This is a genomic window from Aquimarina macrocephali (genome assembly GCF_051627225.1).
Taxonomy (GTDB): domain Bacteria; phylum Bacteroidota; class Bacteroidia; order Flavobacteriales; family Flavobacteriaceae; genus Aquimarina; species Aquimarina macrocephali.
In genome coordinates this window covers 3,833,698-3,850,154 of record NZ_CP151795.1, presented here as the reverse complement: position 1 = coordinate 3,850,154, position 16,457 = coordinate 3,833,698, and the positions used below count along the sequence as shown (strand labels likewise).

General features: G+C 34.4%; 15 protein-coding genes. 7 read left to right on the top strand and 8 right to left on the bottom strand.

The window, feature by feature from the left end; genetic code table 11:
* Positions 1-5: 5 nt before the first annotated feature.
* The 3 genes from AAFU52_RS16690 to AAFU52_RS16680 all read right to left on the bottom strand — a co-directional run bounded on the left by AAFU52_RS16690 (position 6) and on the right by AAFU52_RS16680 (position 1,703).
* A complete protein-coding gene (locus tag AAFU52_RS16690) occupies positions 6-203 on the bottom strand; it encodes a hypothetical protein (RefSeq protein WP_024770269.1) in 198 nt (65 codons plus the stop codon).
* Positions 204-339: 136 nt separating this feature from the next.
* The gene (locus tag AAFU52_RS16685) at positions 340-1,140 is read right to left on the bottom strand and encodes a TIGR00266 family protein (protein ID WP_024770270.1); all 801 of its coding nucleotides are present in this window, start codon (positions 1,138-1,140) and stop codon (positions 340-342) included.
* A 101-nt stretch (positions 1,141-1,241) separates the two neighbouring features.
* Positions 1,242-1,703, bottom strand: a complete 462-nt coding sequence (locus AAFU52_RS16680; RefSeq protein ID WP_024770271.1) for a DUF4442 domain-containing protein — start codon at positions 1,701-1,703, stop codon at positions 1,242-1,244.
* Between the two features lie 153 nt (positions 1,704-1,856).
* Between AAFU52_RS16680 and AAFU52_RS16675 the strand changes: the two genes are divergently transcribed.
* From AAFU52_RS16675 to AAFU52_RS16645, 7 genes are all read left to right on the top strand, one after another.
* On the top strand, positions 1,857-2,309 hold the full coding sequence (locus tag AAFU52_RS16675) for a DUF4870 domain-containing protein (RefSeq protein WP_024770272.1): 453 nt from the start codon (positions 1,857-1,859) through the stop codon (positions 2,307-2,309).
* 4 nt (positions 2,310-2,313) lie between these two features.
* Positions 2,314-2,847, top strand: a complete 534-nt coding sequence (locus AAFU52_RS16670; protein WP_106794143.1) for a hypothetical protein — start codon at positions 2,314-2,316, stop codon at positions 2,845-2,847.
* Between the two features lie 65 nt (positions 2,848-2,912).
* On the top strand, positions 2,913-3,248 hold the full coding sequence (locus tag AAFU52_RS16665; RefSeq protein ID WP_024770274.1) for a PadR family transcriptional regulator: 336 nt from the start codon (positions 2,913-2,915) through the stop codon (positions 3,246-3,248).
* Between the two features lies 1 nt (position 3,249).
* Complete coding sequence (locus tag AAFU52_RS16660) at positions 3,250-5,004, top strand: PspC domain-containing protein (RefSeq protein ID WP_024770275.1); 1,755 nt, start codon at positions 3,250-3,252, stop codon at positions 5,002-5,004.
* Positions 5,005-5,067: 63 nt separating this feature from the next.
* On the top strand, positions 5,068-5,787 hold the full coding sequence (locus AAFU52_RS16655; protein WP_024770276.1) for a head GIN domain-containing protein: 720 nt from the start codon (positions 5,068-5,070) through the stop codon (positions 5,785-5,787).
* Between the two features lie 421 nt (positions 5,788-6,208).
* Positions 6,209-6,979 (top strand): hypothetical protein, encoded by a 771-nt coding sequence (locus AAFU52_RS16650; protein ID WP_438422719.1) that lies wholly within the window; start codon positions 6,209-6,211, stop codon positions 6,977-6,979.
* A 220-nt stretch (positions 6,980-7,199) separates the two neighbouring features.
* Complete coding sequence (locus tag AAFU52_RS16645) at positions 7,200-8,057, top strand: GIN domain-containing protein (RefSeq protein WP_438422718.1); 858 nt, start codon at positions 7,200-7,202, stop codon at positions 8,055-8,057.
* Between the two features lie 52 nt (positions 8,058-8,109).
* Here the strand turns inward: AAFU52_RS16645 and trxB are convergent, their stop codons facing one another.
* The 5 genes from trxB to AAFU52_RS16620 all read right to left on the bottom strand — a co-directional run bounded on the left by trxB (position 8,110) and on the right by AAFU52_RS16620 (position 15,913).
* A complete protein-coding gene (trxB, locus tag AAFU52_RS16640) occupies positions 8,110-9,078 on the bottom strand; it encodes a thioredoxin-disulfide reductase (protein ID WP_438422717.1) in 969 nt (322 codons plus the stop codon).
* Positions 9,079-9,480: 402 nt separating this feature from the next.
* Positions 9,481-10,494, bottom strand: coding sequence for a hypothetical protein (locus AAFU52_RS16635; RefSeq protein ID WP_438422716.1), 1,014 nt, complete (start codon positions 10,492-10,494; stop codon positions 9,481-9,483).
* 98 nt (positions 10,495-10,592) lie between these two features.
* Positions 10,593-12,254: a cadherin domain-containing protein gene (locus tag AAFU52_RS16630; RefSeq protein WP_438422715.1), complete on the bottom strand. Its 1,662-nt coding sequence runs from the start codon at positions 12,252-12,254 to the stop codon at positions 10,593-10,595.
* 71 nt (positions 12,255-12,325) lie between these two features.
* Positions 12,326-14,242 carry a cadherin domain-containing protein gene (locus AAFU52_RS16625; RefSeq protein WP_438422714.1) on the bottom strand — a complete coding sequence of 639 codons (1,917 nt, stop codon included), beginning with the start codon at positions 14,240-14,242 and terminating at the stop codon, positions 12,326-12,328.
* A gap of 9 nt (positions 14,243-14,251) precedes the next feature.
* A complete protein-coding gene (locus tag AAFU52_RS16620) occupies positions 14,252-15,913 on the bottom strand; it encodes a cadherin domain-containing protein (RefSeq protein ID WP_438422712.1) in 1,662 nt (553 codons plus the stop codon).
* Between the last annotated feature and the right edge of the window lie 544 nt (positions 15,914-16,457).

Sequence of the window (16,457 nt, the reverse complement as noted above, 5' to 3'; positions counted from 1 at the left end):
TTTTTTTATGATTTTAAATAGATTAAACAAGATTGTAATTCTGGTTGTTTCATCGTTAATGATTGAATCCAGATTTTTAATTCTTCAATCTCGTGAGGAAGTAGTCTGTTTAGTGCTTTTAAAACTTCCTTAGTAAAAAGATTAACATCAAAACTTACTTTTTTAAGCACAGTTTTTGTGTAATCAAACATTGCTCTAGCCATAAATTAATAGGGGTTTAAAAAATGTTAGGTTTAAAACAAGTAATTGTAGGAATAATCTTATAGTTTTTAAAGTTGTTCTAGCTAATATATGTAAATAAAACCAAAAAAATAGTCTTTTAGCGCTTATTTAACACTGTTAAAAATTGTTATCGCCATCCAAAATATCTCCCAAACCACCTAGAATACTACCTTCACCTTTGCTTTTCCCTCCTCCTCTGGGGGCCAATGCCAATACTCTATTTGCAAGTCTGCTAAACGGCAAAGATTGTATATACACAACTCCTGGACCTGTTAATGTTGCAAAAAACAATCCTTCTCCTCCAAAAATTGTATTCTTAATCCCTCCTACAAATTCTATATCATATTGTATTCCCTTAGAAAATCCAATAATACAACCTGTATCTACTTTTAGTTTTTCGCCAGACTGTAGTTCTTTTCTAGATGTAGTCCCACCTGCATGAACAAAGGACATACCATCACCCTCTAATTTTTGCATAATAAACCCTTCACCACCAAATAGTCCTCTTCCTAATTTTCTAGAAAATTCTATTCCGATAGAAACTCCTTTGGCCGCGCATAAAAATGCATCTTTTTGACAAATAAATTTTCCTCCATAATTAGTTAAATCTATAGGAATAATCTTTCCTGGATATGGAGATGCAAAACTTACTTTCTTTTTCCCTCCTACCTGATTATAAAAAGCCGTCATAAATAAGCTTTCTCCAGTTAACAATCGTTTACCAGCTCCAAATATTTTACCCAGAACTCCAGTATCTTTAGCAGAACCATCACCAAAAATCGTATCCATCTTTATTCCATCTTCCATCATCATAAAACTTCCTGCTTCTGCAATCACCCCCTCTTGTGGATCTAGTTCTATCTCTACGTATTGCATTTCTTCACCAATAATTTCGTAGTCGATTTCGTGTGCTGTCATATTTTTTAATGTTTATAGTGTTTTGATTAATGAATAGTTTCTTTATAAGTAAACGAATTTCATAAAGTGTTACAGTCTACTCATTTTTTCCCTACACTATTTTACTTTTCATTCTTCACTTTAACTGTCCATTCAAAATTAAACGTAGAAACTTCAATCCCATCTTGATTGGTTCCTATTGATTTCATCCATACTGTTTGTCCTTCACCGGTTTCAATAGTTTTTCTAATGGCATCTGCTACCAAATCTCCTTCGGTACACACAAAAGTAATTCTACCAACAGCCTTTTTGGTATATGTTGCATTATTGCTTGCCACCAGCATCGAGATCTTTTTTCCACTGTCTCTTATATATCCTGTTACCAAGGCCCCGGTAGTTAATTCTGCCGCCATTCCCTGCACTGCCCAAAACATAGATTTAAAAGGATTTTGGTTTATCCATCGATGTTTTACACTAACGGTACAGCTTGTTCTATCTATATTTTTAACCCTTACACCACATAGCCAGGCAGAGGGTAACTTAAATAGTAAGAAGGCATTAAGTTTTCTAGGAGTAATATCCATGAGTTTTATTTTTAGTTCTCACAATATAGGCAAAAGAAATAGTCAAGAAAAGGGGTATAAATCTTAAATTTATGTTAAAATATGGTACTATGTTTTGCATAATACCTTTTTTTAACCATATATTTGCATAAGAAACTATTATATACTTTTACAATGTCAATCAAAAATCACAAAAATATCGCAACGTTTATGCATCTGGGAGTATTTTCTAAATACTTTATTCCTTTTGGAAATTACATAGTTCCAATATTATTATGGTCTACCAATAAGGATAAATCAGATTTTATAGATGATCATGGTAAGGAAGCAATCAATTTTCAATTAAGTATTCTATTATATACTGTAATACTAGGAATATTTTCTTTTCCATTTTTCATTTTTCATGTCTTTGGAGATGCTACAATTACAGATTTGTTTCATTTTAATGATATATCAATCAATTTTTCTGATGCAGGAGGATTTAGAACTCTTATAGGAGCTTCCTTTATTGGAATTATAGCATTAATCGGATTTTTTCTGGAAATCATTTTTGTCATCACTGCCGCTTTAAAAGCGAATAAAGGCGAAAGTTACAGATATCCATTATCTATACGGTTTATAAAATAATATAATGAAGCAAACAATTAACATAAAATATATTTTAATAACCGCTCTTGCTGTTCTGTTGTCCTTCTTTTTTCATGAATTGGCACATTTACTTACAGGAAAGTTATTAGGATATCCAATGAAGATGACACTTAATTCGGCTTTCTTGGTAAATGGAGAATATGAATCTGCATGGCATGATCATTTTATAAGTGCCGCAGGACCAATTTTCACTATACTAACAGCATTTGTGTTTTTTTATGTGATCAGAAAAACAAAAAACACATACTGGTATCCATTCTTGTTTTTTGCTTTTGCATTTAGATTAATGGCTATGATTGTATCTATCTTTAATCCTAATGATGAAGCCAGAATAAGCCAATGGCTTGGACTTGGACAATGGATACTACCGTTAATTGTATGTTTTACTTTATTTTTTCTTGTCATAAAAACGTCAAAAGAACAAGGATATAGTTTAAAATTTAACCTAATCAATTATCTTTTAACCTCTGTTTTAATTGCCGGTGTAGTACTTTCTGATCAATATTTTTTAAAATAATCATCAATCATCAAACACCAACATCAATCAAAAAATGAACAGTTTAACTTTTAAAAATTAGTTTTATGAAGATCGAAAACACAAAAGCGCAAATGCGCAAAGGTGTTCTGGAATATTGCATACTTTCTATCCTTAAGGACGATGATGCCTATGTAGCTGAAATTTTAGAAACCCTTAAAGACGCAAAGATGCTTGTGGTAGAAGGCACGATATATCCCTTATTAACTAGACTCAAAAATGCTGGATTGCTGAGTTATCGCTGGGAAGAATCTACATCAGGGCCACCACGAAAATATTACGGACTCACAGAAACAGGAAAATTGTTTCTTAATGAATTAAATACCACTTGGGACGAATTACGGAATGCTGTAAATCTGGTAACCAAACAAAAAAAGAAGTAAAATGAATAAGACAGTTAATATAAATTTAGCAGGCATATTTTTTCATATAGACGAAAACGCTTATCTAAAACTGCAACGCTATCTCAGTGCTATAAAACGCTCATTTACCGATTCACAAGGGAGAGATGAGATTATATCTGATATAGAGGCCAGAATAGCAGAATTGTTCAGTGAAAAAATAAAGGATGAACGACAGGTTATCGGAAACAAAGAAGTAGAAGAAGTAATTGCCGTAATGGGGCAACCAGAAGATTATAGATTAGATGAAGAAATCTTCGAGGATGAACCAAATACAACATATCAAAAAACGAAAGCATCAAGACAGTTATTTAGAGATACTACAAGTTCTTATGTTGGAGGAGTAAGCTCTGGTTTAAGTCACTATCTGGGGATTGAACCAATTTGGATTAGATTAGCCTGGTTATTGTTTACTATTTTTTCTAGTGGTGCATTTATTCTAATCTATATCGCATTTTGGATTTTTGTACCAGAAGCAAAAACAACAGCTGATTTTTTGGCTATGAAAGGTGAAGCTGTTAATATCAGTAACATCGAAAAGAAAATTAAAGAAGGATTTGATGGTGTAGCAGATACGGTAAAAAATGTAGATTATCAAAAATATAGTAGCAAGGTAAAAAGCAGTTCTACTACTTTTTTTGAAGCTTTAGGTGATGTATTACTATTCTTTTTAAAGATTTTTGTGAAATTTATCGGTGTGATTCTTATTATAGTAGCCGGTGTTACTCTTATTAGTTTATTTGTTGGTCTGTTTACAATAGGAACATTTGGATTTATGGATGTTCCCTGGGTCGAATATATTGAAGTAGGTAGTCACCCCGAAGTTCCATTATGGTTAATATCATTAGTAACATTTTTTGCTGTAGGAATACCATTTTTCTTTTTATTTATTCTTGGGTTAAAAATTCTGATAAAAAACCTAAAATCAATCGGAACACCAGCCAAATTAGGCTTACTAGCCATATGGATATTTTCTCTTATCGGGTTAGGAATTCTTGGAGTTAGACAAGCTACACTCGAAGCTTATGACGCAGATGTGATCATGGAGCAAAAAGTACTTCCTATTACAAGTAACGATACGTTAACCATAAAAATGGAAGGGAATAATAGGTATGTCAAACATTTATACCATAGAAATGATTATAAAATCAAAAGAGATGACCAAGGTAATCGAGTAATCGTTATCCGAGATATAGAAATATACTTAAAAGCTTCAAAAAGAGATTCGACAGTACGACTTACTATAGAAAAAAATGCAGAAGGAAGATCGTATGAAGAAGCTTCAAAAAGAGCCGAAGAACTCAAATATGGATATGAAGTTAATGGTAATACCCTCTTATTAGATGGATACGCAATTACTGACTATGCAAGCAAATATAGAGATCAGGAAATAAAAGTAATCTTAACATTACCAGAAGGAATTACAGTATTTGCTAATGATAATACATCAGAATTTAATAACTCATGGAAATACGATGATTATATTTCTATTGATGGTAAAGAAGGAGAATACATCAAATTAGTCGACGGGAAATTCGAATGTAAAGAATGTCCAGAAGATAAGAACGATTGGGAATATAACGAATGGGATGAAGATGATGATAGCGTAAACATAAATATAAACTCTGAAGACAAAGACTTTAAACTAAAAATAGGAGAAGACGGAGTAGAATTAAATAATGAACCCGTAAAAGTAAAAATAGACGAGAACGGAATCGAAATAAAAACCGAAAACTAAATCAATCTGCTTCTGGCAGACTAATCAAAAAACGAACAGTTAAATATATCAAAACAAACAATTATGACTACACTAGCCAAAATTATTATCACCTTTTGCTTATCAGCTTTATGTTGCTCCTGTAATGTTGTCTTTAATGGGGTTAAAGGTCAAGGAGAAGTAATTAGAAAAGAAAGAACCATAAGTCAAGACTTTAACGCTATAAAAGCAAGTAGAGGCTTAGATGTTATCCTGGTAAACAATTCTGATCAAAAAGTAATTGTAGAAGCCAATAAAAACTTACACGATCATATCGAAGTATATGTAGAAGGTAGTACACTATATGTTACTTCTGATGAAAACATATACTATGCAGATGAAAAAAATGTATTTGTATCTTATGACAAAATCAATAAAGTTCATGTTAATAGCGGTGCCAGCATCTCTTCAGATGAAGCTGTAGTTCAAAAAGATCTTGATCTTAGCGCAACTAGTGGTGCAGATATTAAATTAAGAGTAAAGGCAGAAACTATAACAACTTCTGTTACCAGTGGAGCCATGATGAACTTAACCGGAAAAGTAAACAATCATAAAGCAAATGCTACCAGTGGTGCAGATATCCGCGCAGAAGATTTGTTAAGCTTAGTATCCGAAGCAAGAGCAACAAGTGGTGCTTCTATTAAAATCCATGCAAAGGACGAGTTTACAGGAAAAGCAACAAGTGGTGCAGATGTTGTGTACTACGGAAAACCAGAAAAAGTATCTGAAACAGATAACTCTGGTGGAGATGTTAGAGGTCATTAAGATCTAACAACCCAATTAATTTAATCAACCAAAACTAAGCTGTCTGAGAAAGCAACACTAACCAACCAATGCTTTTCAGGCAGTTTTTTTATAGAATCCCTGTTTCTCTTAAATCTAGTTATACCAGTTATACTTTGAATTTACCGTAAAAGAAAATCAGCTATTTTTTGTTTATGTAAAGAAGAAAAATTCAGCATAGCCATAGCTACGGTTAATTTTTATTTTGAAGCATAGGCGAAAAAGAGAATTTTATTGCGGTAAATTCAAAGTATAACTGGTATTAGAAAACAACTCTTCCCTCCTATAGCATATAAAAGTACAAGAAAGTGTCCTGATTTTTTGATTTTCAAAAAATCAGGACACTTCATAATGTGACAGTATTAAGTTTGCTTCCAATATTAACAAACTTAAAAAAAACAAAATGAAGTATTTAAATGTCACAAAATTCGTGCTTATTGCATGTTTTACACTTGTTATTATCTCCTGTCAAGAAGAAGATCAGGATATCCAAGAAGATATTATAACAAATGACATCTCAGAAGTCGAAGAAATTGATTTGGCAACCTTCAATTTCTCTAACGGAATTAGTTTGACCATGAGCAAAGGGTATGAAGAATCAGAACTCTATGTATCTACTCTGGAATCTGGTCCTAATGACACCAAGATGTTTATTAATTTTAAAAATAACTCTATACTCAAAGTATACTTATCTCTTACTCCCAAAGGTACTCCTGTCCCTAAAGCACTAATAGATTTTGCTAATGCTGATGAAAAAGCAAAACTATCAAGCGATAGACCAGTAGTAGAAAAATTAGATCACTCGGTTTTTTCTATTACAAAATTCCCTACAAAGTTAATGACTACAAATCCTAATTTAGAGACCAAAGCCTTCTGTCATAATTTTCCAGGTGCAGAACAATGTTATAATAGTCAAAAGACCAGTAGACGTTATCAATCCTCTGCTACATGGAAATATATACAAATGTATACATCGGTTTTTCATAATAGTAATGGGGCTGTAACCGCCCACCTTACCTGGGGTAAAAATAAGCATAAACACAAAGAACATACTATACAACCGGGATGGTGGGCAGTAAAAGGAGCATCAAGTACCTTTGGAAAAAGAAGAGGTTCATATCGCGCCGCTCCTTTTGGAGAACATTGGAAAGGGTATACAGATGTTCATAATTAATCATTTTTTGGTAAAAAAATTAGATATTTTAAAAGGTTGCTTATATGGCGACCTTTTTTATTAATAACAAAATATCTCATGTTCATATAATAGATACTACATTATTTTTAATCTGAAATAATATAAACCACTTCTCTATTTATATTTGTAACAAGTTTTATACAAAACTATACTTAAAGGCAAAAAAAACTGTTTATTAGTATATAAATTTCGCACAAATATGAGAGCACTATTGTTAGTATTGGCACTTCTGGTATTGGGAAACACCTATGGGCAAAAGGAAAAAATTAAAGGCAACAAAATTGTTAGCACAGAACAACTAGACGTTGAAGACTTCCATACCATAGAAATTTATGAAGGTTTCGAAGTTACATTAGACGAGGGTAGTGATAACCAGGTAAAGATCGAAGCAGATAGTAATCTACAAGAGGTTATACAGGTAGAAGTTGTAGATAGTGTTTTAACAATCAAGTCGGATCGGGATATGCGACGTGCAAAAGCATTAAATCTTGATATCTCTTATGCTTCAGAATTAAAGAAAATTATACTATATGACAAGGTAAATATTAAATCATTGTCTCCTATAAACACTACTAAACTAATTGTAAATACAAATGATAATGCCGAAGTATTTCTTACCGCTGATGCCAATCAAGTAGATTGCATAACCAATGGAAAATCGATAGTAGAGCTACATGTTACAGCTCAGGAAGTTACTTATCAAATAAATGAAAATTCAGAAGTAAAAGGAATTGTTACGACTGATAGCCTTAAAGTAGATTTATACCAAAAAGGATATGCTAAACTTGAAGGGGAAGCAAAATCAATGCTGGTTAGAGCAGATAATGATACTGATTTTTATGGCGAAAAATTAAGTGTTGCCAAAACTACACTAATTGCAGAAGGTGCCAGTGATTGTTATATTTTAACTAATGAAGAAATTAGTATTGAAGCTAAGGATAAAACTGAAATCTACCTCCTTGGTGAGCCTAAGGTTATAATGAAAACATTCGCTAATGAAGCTATTTTGTATAAAAAAAATATAGACTACGCTCCTAGTAGGTTTAAGATAAATTAAAAAAAACATCTCGCTAAGCGAGATGTTTTTTTAATGCTATATTTTTTTCGGCTTAAGCAGAAACTTCGTCACTTGTTTCTACTGTTGCCAGATATCGTTCTGCATCCAGAGCTGCCATACATCCGGTTCCTGCGGCAGTAACAGCTTGTCTGTACTCTTTATCCTGAACATCTCCTGAAGCAAATACTCCTGGGATATTTGTCTTAGTAGACTTACCTTCGGTAATCAAATATCCTGTATCATCCATATCTAATTGTCCTTTAAAGATATCTGTATTCGGTTTATGGCCAATAGCTATAAACAAACCGGTTATCTCAATTTCTTCTTTATCATTTGTCTGATTATTTACCATTCGTAATCCTTCTACTACCTGATCTCCTAATACCTCATCAACTTCGGTATTATACATTACCTTAATATTTGGTGTATTGTTCACTCGATGTTGCATTGCTTTAGAAGCTCTCATGTGATCTTTACGAACCAGCATCGTTACATTAGAACATATATTAGATAAATAAGTAGCTTCTTCTGCAGCGGTATCCCCTGCTCCTACAATCGCTACATCTTGCCCTTTGTAAAAGAATCCATCACAAACTGCGCAGGCAGAAACTCCACCACCACGTAATTTTTGTTCACTAGGTAGTCCCAGGTATTTTGCAGTAGCTCCTGTAGAAATAATAACTGTTTCTGCTTCAATCTGCGTTGAGTTATCTACTGTTACTTTATGGATTCCTCCTTCTGTAGTATTAAAATCAACAGCAGTTACCATCCCGATACGTACCTCTGTACCAAAACGCTCTGCTTGTTGTTGTAATTGTACCATCATCGTAGGACCATCTATTCCTTCTGGGTATCCGGGGAAATTATCCACTTCTGTAGTAGTAGTTAATTGACCACCTGGTTCCATACCAGTATACATAATAGGTTTAAGATCTGCTCTTGCCGCATATATTGCCGCAGTATATCCTGCAGGACCTGAACCTATAATAAGACACTTTATTCTTTCTATTGTATCAGACATATTCTCTTCGTTTTATATGTTGTAAAAGTAGCAATTTGATCATAAACCTTACAGTAAAGTTATTAAGAATTGTTATATCCATATAGACATCTTATATCTATACACTATATATTGAATTTACTACAGCTTTTAATTATAATACCATTCATACTTTGAATTTACCGCAATAAAATTCTTTTTCCTGCCTATACTTCAAAGCACAACTGGTATAACTATTACTTTTACAATATCATATCAACATAAAAAGCATCAATATTTTCATTATAAATAACAAAGAGGCAGACTTAATAATCGTCTGCCTCTGGTTATCCATTTCAATCACTTTATAGGAAAATTTTATCTCTAATAAGTAAATTCAAATCAGGGTAGGATTATCAATTATAAAAACCATTACGGTTATCTTTAATTTACATTTACAGTTGTACCACAGCTTTGGTTTGCTCCAACAATTAAGGTTCCATTACTTGCAGACGAGTTTCCACTAAAACTATAATATTGGTTTTTCTTACAATTAAAAGTACCTCTTCCATTTGCCGAAACTCGTGATCCATTGCTAGAGCCTTCTGCATAAATATAAATGTCCTTTCCTGTATTATTGCTAATAGTCACTTCGCTTTCGAGATTGCTTTGTCTTGCAGATGCATTTCTTTCTTTAATACGCTTATACTCTGCAGAATTATACCAGTCATCTCTTTGCTTATTAATAGCTCCTATTATAAATTCTCTAATCTGGTCTATATTTTCTATAAGTGCTGCGTTTTTAGGATTCTTTATCCATTGCGCATATACTTCTTGTTGTTTATTGTATGCATTGTCTAAATATTCCTGAAGCATCTTATGCGGCTGCATTGCCTTCATTTTTTTAGGAGATTTCATTACTTCCTTCATCTTTTTTAAACCTCCCATTTTTTTAGCTTGAAACTCCAAAACAGCTTCAAGTTTGTAATTATCTTTATCCACCCAGTCTTCAATCATAAAGATTTTTCCATCAATAAAAACTATTCGATTTCCATCAGACAGTCTATTAATCCTGGGAGAATATCCTATCTCTTTTTGCATTGCCGGGCTTCCTTCATAAACTTTTTGAACATAGGTTATCGGGAATGCTTCATTATCTGGTAAAAACATGGTTTCTTTATGATCATCGGGACGATCAGGATCACCTCCATGAATCATATATACTTCTTTATGAACGCCAGGTTGAACTGTATACTCTTTAAAATTGGTGATTTTATATAGTAATACATCCAAACCTCCTTCATAGTCACCACTACTACTTTGCTGTGTTAAATATGCTGTATAATTTCCTAGCTGTATAGATTCTAGTTCTTGGGTTTGATGTTTTATTTCTCCCTGTGCTTTTAGGCTATGGCTAAAAAACAGTATGCATAATCCCAAGAGTGTTATTTTTTTCATTTTAGTTTTCTTTAAATAGTTAGTGTGTAAAAATGGTATGGTTACATAATAACACCATCCCAAGCTCTAAGATTTGAGATGGTGTTTGATTATTTTTTTTAAGGGGTATTAGAAATAACAATTTTACGAATACGACTACTTCCATTATCGGTTACATAAAAAATTCCTGAACCTGCAGAAGCGATACCATAAGCTGAATTAAATGTGGCAACTGTCCCATCACCATCTGTAGAACCTGTAGATCCATTACCTGCAATAGTAGTTACTACTTTAGCAGGAGTAATTTTACGAACTCTACGATTACCAAAATCTGTCACATACAAATTATCATTGGCATCTACGGTGATATCTCTAGGGTAGCTAAATCTTGCAGAAGTACCTGTATTATCAAGAAAACCTGCGGTACCATTCCCTACAATAGTAGCTACTACTCCTGCTGGAGTAATTTTACGAACACGATGATTAGAGTTATCACATACGTATATATCTCCGTTACTGTTTACTGTTAATCCAGATGGGTGATTAAACCTTGCATTAAGTCCTGTACCATCTGCAAAACCTGGAGACCCTCCTGCAAGGTTTGTTACTACTCCCGTTGGAGTAACTTTACGAATACGATGATTCCCATAGTCTGAAACATAGACATTTCCTGAAGCGTCAACTGCTACCCCTCTAGGGCCATTAAATCTTGCTGCTGTACCTGTACCATTTGCAGAACCGGATATCCCAGAACCTGCAAGCGTGGTTACTACTCCTGCCGGAGTAATTTTGCGAATACGATTATTATTAGAATCTGCGACATAAAGGTTATCATTTGCATCTATAGCAATATCATATGGAAAATTAAATTTTGCTGCAGCACCTGTACCATCGGCATATCCAAAAGTACTCCCTGCAAAGGTAGTAACGACTCCTGCGGGAGTAATTTTACGAATACGTTGATTAGATACATCTGCGACAAAGAGATTACCATGGCTATCTATTGCACACCCCGAAGGAAGAGCAAATCTTGCCGCGGTACCTGTAGCATCTACATACCCAGAAAAGCTCCCTGCAAAAGTACTCACTGTTACGGTACTTGTTTCTACGACATCCGTAACATTAATAGTAATCTGTGCAGATGCGGTAAGTGTTCCATCACTTGCTGTAATGGTTACAACATGGCTAGTTGTAGTTTCAAAATCTAACGACTCTCCCTGGGATAGTTTTATCTTATCATCTTCAATAATAAATGCCGTTGTAGGGTTATCTGGATTAGTAAGTGTATAAGTCAAATTATCGCCATCTGGATCAGTTGCTACAATAGTACCTATTACATCTGTTGCATTTATATTTTCTGCCACACTAAATGTTTGATCTGCAATAACAGGGGGCATATTTTCATCTACATCGATAACCGTAATTGTTATTTTTGCAGCTGCTTTGGCTTTACCATCGGTTACTTCTACAGTGATTTCATGTGTAGTTTTGGTTTCAAAATCTAATGTTTTTCCTGTTACCAAACTTAATGCTCCTGCTTTAGTGATTTCAAATAGATCATCACTGTTTGCTGTAATGCTATAACTTAGCTCCTCTTTATCTTCATCAGTAGCTTCTACAGTACCTAATACATCTGTATCTGTTACCGACTCTGAGGCATTAAAAGATTGTGACTTGATCTCCGGAACATTATTAACTGGTGTAATAGCAGGGTCATCATCTTTACTACAGGATAGTAGTAATATTGCTGTACTTAGCAACAGTAGTTTTAGTGTTTTCATAATATCATCTTATTTATGTTAAATAGAGTTTGCTGTAAAACTTTTACAGTAAACTCTATTTGTGTTATTATTTATTGAACAAATATTTTTCGGATATAATCATTTTGATAATCGGTGACATAAATAGTTCCCGAACCATCTATACACAGATTTACTGGCTCATCAAATTGAGCAACATTAGCATTACCATTGGAAAAACCTATAGTACCAGAACCCGCATAGGTAGACACGACTCCTGCAGGAGTAATTTTGCGAATACGATGATTATCTTTATCGGCTACATATATATTACCGTTTGTATCTCGAGTAACTCCATACGGAGAACTAAATTGAGCCACAGTACCAACACCATCTGCATATCCCTGAGTAGATCCTGCAAGAGTAAGTACAGATCCGGTATCGGTAATCTGGCGAATCACATGATTAGAAGCATCTGCTATATATAGGTTTGTGGATAAACCTATTACCACATCTATAGGCTCATTAAACTGAGCTGTTGTTGCGTTTCCATTAACCAAACCACCGATACCAGTACCTGCATACGTAGATACTACTCCTGCAGGAGAAATATAACGGATACTATGATTACCTGTATCTGCAACATATAGATCTCCATTTGCACGTACATCGATCCCATAAGGTGAATCAAACTGAGCCACGGTACCTGTACCATTTACAAAACCGCTAATACCCGATCCTGCAATAGTAGATACTACTCCGGCAGGAGTAATTTTTCTAATTCGATGATTATCGGTATCTGCTACATAAAGATTTCCTGAAGCATCTATGGCCAAACCATTAGGGTTATCAAACTGAGCGGTTATACCGCTACCATCTGCAAACCCGGCAACTCCTGATCCTGCAATAGTCGTAGTTCCTCCCGAAGAAAGATATTTAAGAATACGGTGTTTTCTAGTGTCTGCTACATATATATTTCCCGAAGCATCTACCACTATTCCTGTTTGTAACTTATTAAGAGCTAAAATGCTCCCTACATTTACATCAGAAACATTGGTCACGTTTATGGTTACTGTAACGGGGGTCGCGCTTAATGTTCCGTCACTTACATGAGCTTGGAATGAGTAACTTGTCCTAGTTTCAAAATCTAAACTTCTTCCAGATTTTAGGCTTATTTCACCAGAATTTACATCAATTTCAAATTTATCACTATTCACAGTGTTGGAAATCCTGTAATTAACAGCATCACCATCTTCGTCTGTCGCACTCAAAGTACCTATAATAACGGTTTCTGCTATGTCTTCGGCAACAGTAAATGTAGTAGAGTTATTCCCAAAAACAGGGGCTTCATTTACATCAGTAACCGTAATAGTAACCTGTGCAGATGTTGTAAATGTACCATCGTTTACTGTAATCGTTACCGTATGACTTGTAAGAACTTCATAATCCAAAAACCCTGATTTTAGTTTGATTTCATTACCTGTTATCTCAAACTCGGCTAAAGCACCGGCAAGATTCGTAATTGTATAGGTAAGATCATCATTATTTGGATCGGTAGCAACTACAGCTCCCAATACAATACTTGATGGTGGATTTTCTGCTACACTAAAAGCCTGATCTGCAATAACAGGTGGCATGTTTTCATCTACATCGATAACTGTAATCGTTATTTTTGCAGCTGCTTTAGCTTTACCATCGGTTACTTCTACCGTAATTTCATGAGTTGTTTTGGTTTCAAAATCCAATGTTTTTCCTGCTACCAGGCTTAGTGCTCCTGCTTTAGTAATTTCAAATAAATCGTCACTATTTGCTGTAATACTATAGCTTAATTCATCTTTGTCTGCATCCGTAGCTTTTACCATACCAAATACATCTGTATCTGCTGCAGATTCTGATACATTAAAGGATTGCGCTTTAATTTCTGGTGCTGTATTGGCTGGCGGAGTTACTATCGTTGTTGCCTCATCATCTTTGCTACAGGATAGTAGTAATATTACTGTACACAGCAGCAGTAGTTTTATTGTTTTCATAATGTATCTTTAATTATTTGAAAAAGGTTCTATTTTACGAACACTGTGATTTGATTCATCTGTTACATAAAAAACTCCGGATGCATTTACTGTAATCCCTGCGGGTTGTCTGAATCGCGCTGTTGCTCCGGTACCATTTACAAAACCGAAATCATTTGAACCAGCAAGAATACTTACAACACCAGTAGATGTAATCTTACGGATACAGTTATTACTTCTATCGGTTACATATAGATTTCCTGAATTATCAATAGTTATACCTTCTGGAGTATTAAATCTCGCTTGCGTACCTGTACCGTCTGCAAAACCCTGATTAGTTCCTGCAAACGTAGTAACTACACCTGCTGGAGTGATTTTACGAATACGGTGATTGAAACCATCTGTTACATATACGTTATCATCATTATCTACTGCAACATCATGTGGAGCTTTAAACATAGCTGTAGTACCTGTACCATCTGCAAAGCCGCTAGAGCTTCCTGCAAGGGTAGTCACTACACCAGCGGGAGTAATTTTACGAATACGATTATTTCCATAGTCTGCCACATAAATATTGCCATTACTATCTACATCTAGTCCATAAGGCTCATTAAATTGTGCGGCTGTACCCGTACCATCAGCAGAACCTACAACACCAGAACCTGCGAGTGTAGTCACCACACCTGCTGGAGTGATTTTACGAATGCGATGATTTATATAATCTCCTACATATATATTATCATTTGCATCTATAGCAATACCATATGGAGCATGAAACTTTGCAGCAGTACCCGTACCATCTGCGTATCCAAAAGTACTTCCTGCAAAAGTGCTCACTACCCCTGCCGGAGTAATTTTGCGAATAACATTATTGTTTCGGTCTGCTACATAGATATTACCATTACTATCAACATCTACCCCTATTGGAGTCGAAAACTGTGCTGATGTACCTGTACCGTTTGTAAAACCATGAGTTCCGTTACCTGCTAGAGTACGAACTCTAAGTGCTTCATCTCCCGATTCTAAAACATCGGTTATATTTATATATATTCTAGCAGAACTTTCTCCTCCATTTCCATCAGAAACTGTTATCGTAATTGAATAGTTAGTCCTTGATTCATAATCCAAAACCTTATTAGGAGCAAGACTTAGTATCCCATCTCCTGCAACATCAAATAGGTTATCATCATTATCTTTAATGCTATAGGTTAAGGTATCTCCTTCTGGATCTGTTGCTGTTACGACATCAATAACAGAATTTGTAACATCTTCGGCTACTGTAAATGTTTGATCATCAATTACTGGTGATTGATTTTCGTTTACATCTGTCACGGTAATTGTTATTTTTGCAGATGCTTTAGCTTTACCATCAGTTACTTCTACAGTGATTTCATAAGAAGTTTTGGTTTCAAAATCCAATGTTTTTCCTGCTACCAAACTTAGTGCTCCTGCTTTTGTGATCTCGAATAGGTTATCACTGTTTGCGGTAATACTATAGCTTAATGCATCTTTGTCTGTATCGGTTGCTTTTACGGTACCAAATACATCTGTATCTGTCGCTGATTCTGATACGGTAAAGGATTGCGCCTTGATCTCTGGCGCTTTATTAACTGGTGGTGTAGCATCATCATCTTTACTACAAGATAGTGCTAGTATTACTATACCTAGCAAAAGTAATTTAATTGTTTTCATAGTACAGTTTCTCATTATTATGGGTTACTTTTTTTGATTTTTGTTTTCGATGTATACTTGAGAGTGTTAGAAAAGGAAGGGATTCCTTCTAATAGTTTTTTAAGAATGTTTTGTTTCCAAATAGTTACCAATTACTAAAACAGTGACATAGCTATGTTTTGGTTTAGAAAAGCGCAATACATTCTGAAATAAATATTCAAATCGGAGTAGTTGTTTTACCATATTTTATTTTTTTGAATTACTAATCATGGGCAAGAATACAGACAACCAGGCAGAAGCAAACAAATGAGTTTGTGAAACGCTATTTGAGTTTGTGAATGGAAAAGTTTGCTATAAAAAAGAAGGTATGCTACTGATAATATGAAGTATACCATTATATAAATGAAGTGGTAATTTATATTTTGAAAGCTATAAAAAATGAAGTCGTTTAAACTTTTTTAGGATAAAATAGTATACCAGGGGTACTTATCAAGTACCCTCCCCCACTTAGATAAGTGGGGTTTAGCCTATTTTGTATAGTATAATACCATTTAGTTCTTATCCT

What these genes read in the sequence shown, in the direction of transcription:
- AAFU52_RS16690 (WP_024770269.1), bottom strand. Translation starts at nt 203, where the DNA reads ATGGCTAGAGCAATGTTTGATTACACAAAAACTGTGCTTAAAAAAGTA.
- AAFU52_RS16685 (WP_024770270.1), bottom strand. Translation starts at nt 1,140, where the DNA reads ATGACAGCACACGAAATCGACTACGAAATTATTGGTGAAGAAATGCAA.
- AAFU52_RS16680 (WP_024770271.1), bottom strand. Translation starts at nt 1,703, where the DNA reads ATGGATATTACTCCTAGAAAACTTAATGCCTTCTTACTATTTAAGTTA.
- AAFU52_RS16675 (WP_024770272.1), top strand. Translation starts at nt 1,857, where the DNA reads ATGTCAATCAAAAATCACAAAAATATCGCAACGTTTATGCATCTGGGA.
- AAFU52_RS16670 (WP_106794143.1), top strand. Translation starts at nt 2,314, where the DNA reads ATGAAGCAAACAATTAACATAAAATATATTTTAATAACCGCTCTTGCT.
- AAFU52_RS16665 (WP_024770274.1), top strand. Translation starts at nt 2,913, where the DNA reads ATGAAGATCGAAAACACAAAAGCGCAAATGCGCAAAGGTGTTCTGGAA.
- AAFU52_RS16660 (WP_024770275.1), top strand. Translation starts at nt 3,250, where the DNA reads ATGAATAAGACAGTTAATATAAATTTAGCAGGCATATTTTTTCATATA.
- AAFU52_RS16655 (WP_024770276.1), top strand. Translation starts at nt 5,068, where the DNA reads ATGACTACACTAGCCAAAATTATTATCACCTTTTGCTTATCAGCTTTA.
- AAFU52_RS16650 (WP_438422719.1), top strand. Translation starts at nt 6,209, where the DNA reads ATGAAGTATTTAAATGTCACAAAATTCGTGCTTATTGCATGTTTTACA.
- AAFU52_RS16645 (WP_438422718.1), top strand. Translation starts at nt 7,200, where the DNA reads ATGAGAGCACTATTGTTAGTATTGGCACTTCTGGTATTGGGAAACACC.
- trxB (WP_438422717.1), bottom strand. Translation starts at nt 9,078, where the DNA reads ATGTCTGATACAATAGAAAGAATAAAGTGTCTTATTATAGGTTCAGGT.
- AAFU52_RS16635 (WP_438422716.1), bottom strand. Translation starts at nt 10,494, where the DNA reads ATGAAAAAAATAACACTCTTGGGATTATGCATACTGTTTTTTAGCCAT.
- AAFU52_RS16630 (WP_438422715.1), bottom strand. Translation starts at nt 12,254, where the DNA reads ATGAAAACACTAAAACTACTGTTGCTAAGTACAGCAATATTACTACTA.
- AAFU52_RS16625 (WP_438422714.1), bottom strand. Translation starts at nt 14,242, where the DNA reads ATGAAAACAATAAAACTACTGCTGCTGTGTACAGTAATATTACTACTA.
- AAFU52_RS16620 (WP_438422712.1), bottom strand. Translation starts at nt 15,913, where the DNA reads ATGAAAACAATTAAATTACTTTTGCTAGGTATAGTAATACTAGCACTA.